The sequence below is a fragment of the Streptomyces sp. 13-12-16 genome (genome assembly GCF_002114215.1).
Taxonomy (GTDB): domain Bacteria; phylum Actinomycetota; class Actinomycetes; order Streptomycetales; family Streptomycetaceae; genus Streptomyces.
Map to the genome: position 1 here is coordinate 1 of NZ_NCTE01000493.1, position 2,020 is coordinate 2,020.

Genomic DNA, 2,020 nt, shown 5'->3' on the forward strand with positions numbered 1-2,020 from the left:
CGCGAGGCGCCGCCGGTTTCCTCCGGCTCGGTCCGCCGGACGGGCCCCGGCGCCGTCTGTCTACCCCGGCGGCGGGCCGAGGGGCCGGGCCGCCAGGGCGCGGGCCACGCCCAGCAGGTTGGCGGCCATGGCGCGGCCCGTCCTGCGGGACCAGTCGTGACCGCTTCCGCCTTCCAGGAAGCTCGGTCCGGGGCCGGGGCCCTGGTTCCAGTAGGTCCACGCCTGGCCGGGGATGGTGTAGCCGATGTCCTGCAGGCCGCCGGTGATCTCGCTGATCACATGGTGCGCGCCGTCCTCGTTGCCGGTGACGACGACGCCCGCGACCCGGTTGTAGGCCACCGGCCGGCCGTCGTCGTCCGTCTCGGACAGCATGGCGTCCATCCGCTCCAGGACCCGTTTGGCGACCGACGACGGCTGCCCGAGCCAGGTCGGCGAGGCGATGACGAGGATCTCGGACGCGAGGATCCTCTCGTGGACGCCCGGCCAGTCGTCACCCTCGTGCACGGCCTCGCTGACCACGCCCGGAGCGATGTCCAGGTCCACCGCGCGGACCACGTCGACCTCCACGCCGTCCTTCTCCAGGTGTTCGGTGACGGTCCGGGCCAGCGCCTCGGTGTTGGAGGTGTCCGGTGACTTCTTGAGGGTGCAGTTGATCACTAGTGCCTTCATGTGGACACGGAGTACCCCGCGGGCGGCCGGTTGCCACGCGGACGCGGATGCCGCTGGGCCGTCCGGGTACCCGGGGCGCATGGAACACCCCTGTGAAGAACCCCGGCTGCCCTCACCGCGCGGCCCCCTGAGCAGCGCCGTCGAGGACCACCTGCGGGGCACCGGCCCGCTGCCCCCGGACGAGGAGATCGCCGCCGCCCCCGTGTACGGCGACGACCTCCAGCTCGCCCTGTACCTGTGCTACGAGCTGCACTACCGCGGGTTCGCGGGCGTGGCGGCGGACCTCGAATGGGACCCGGAACTGCTGCGCGTCCGCGCCGCCCTGGAGGACCGCTTCCTCACCGCGCTCCGCGCGGACGCGCCGCGGCACGACGGCGTCGACGAGGCGCTCGCCGGAATCCTCGTGGAACCGGTGGACGGCACCGGCGTCAGCCACTTCCTGCGCGACAAGGGCGAGTTGTGGCACCTGCGCGAGTACGCCGCCCAGCGGTCCCTGTACCACCTGAAGGAGGCCGACCCGCACGCGTGGGTGCTGCCCCGGCTGTGGGGACGGGCCAAGGCGGCGATGGCGGCGGTCGAGTTCGACGAGTACGGCGGCGGTCGCGCCGACCGGGTGCACGCCCGTCTCTTCGCCGACCTGATGACGGACCTGGGGCTGGACACGGCGTACGGCCGTTACCTGGACGCGGCCTGCGCCGAGCTGCTCGTGACGGTGAACCTGATGTCCCTCTTCGGACTGCGCCGCTCCCTCAGGGGCGCGCTGGTGGGCCACTTCGCGACGGTCGAGATCACCTCGTCGCCCGGCTCGCGGCGGCTCGCCGAGGCGATGCGCCGCACGGGCGCGGGGCCCGCCGCCGAGCACTTCTACGACGAGCACGTGGAGGCGGACGCGGTGCACGAGCAGGTGGTGCGCCACGAGGTCGTCGCCGGGCTGCTGGAGGTGGAGCCGCACCTCGCGGCGGACATCGCCTTCGGTGTCGACGCCACCGTGTTCGCCGAGGACCGCCTCGGCGAGAGGCTGCTCGCGGACTGGAGCGCGGGCCGCTCGTCGCTGCGCACTCCCCTGCCCCAGGAGTTCACCCATGCTTCTTGACGGCGGGGGTACCCGGCGGTCCGTGAGTCCACTGGCACCACCGGGCGTGTACGCCCCTCAGGAGGACACCGAGCTGCTGGCCGGTGCCCTGTACGACGAACCCCTCCCTCCGGGCGCGGACGTCCTCGACGTGGGAACGGGGTCCGGCGCGCTGGCGGTGGCGGCCGCCCGGCGCGGCTGCCGGGTGACCGCGGTCGACGTCTCCCGGCGGGCGGTGTGCGCGGCCCGGCTGAACGCGCTGCGGGCCGGTGTGCCGGT

3 protein-coding genes are annotated in these 2,020 nt (G+C 73.8%); 2 read left to right on the forward strand and 1 reads right to left on the reverse strand.

The window, feature by feature from the left end; genetic code table 11:
- Positions 1-60: 60 nt before the first annotated feature.
- Positions 61-669, reverse strand: a complete 609-nt coding sequence (locus B7767_RS19490; RefSeq protein ID WP_085573304.1) for a flavodoxin family protein — start codon at positions 667-669, stop codon at positions 61-63.
- A 79-nt stretch (positions 670-748) separates the two neighbouring features.
- On the opposite strand from B7767_RS19490, the gene B7767_RS19495 reads away from it, so the two are divergent.
- Together B7767_RS19495 and B7767_RS19500 are read left to right on the forward strand one after the other, a co-directional pair.
- Positions 749-1,762, forward strand: a complete 1,014-nt coding sequence (locus B7767_RS19495; RefSeq protein WP_085573305.1) for an iron-containing redox enzyme family protein — start codon at positions 749-751, stop codon at positions 1,760-1,762.
- Positions 1,752-2,020: 50S ribosomal protein L11 methyltransferase (locus tag B7767_RS19500; RefSeq protein WP_143652555.1), on the forward strand; the 269-nt coding region annotated here is incomplete at its 3' end. The genes B7767_RS19495 and B7767_RS19500, both read left to right, overlap by 11 nt.

Coding starts and splice junctions, on each gene's coding strand:
- B7767_RS19490 (WP_085573304.1), bottom strand. CDS start 669: ATGAAGGCACTAGTGATCAACTGCACCCTCAAGAAGTCACCGGACACC.
- B7767_RS19495 (WP_085573305.1), top strand. CDS start 749: ATGGAACACCCCTGTGAAGAACCCCGGCTGCCCTCACCGCGCGGCCCC.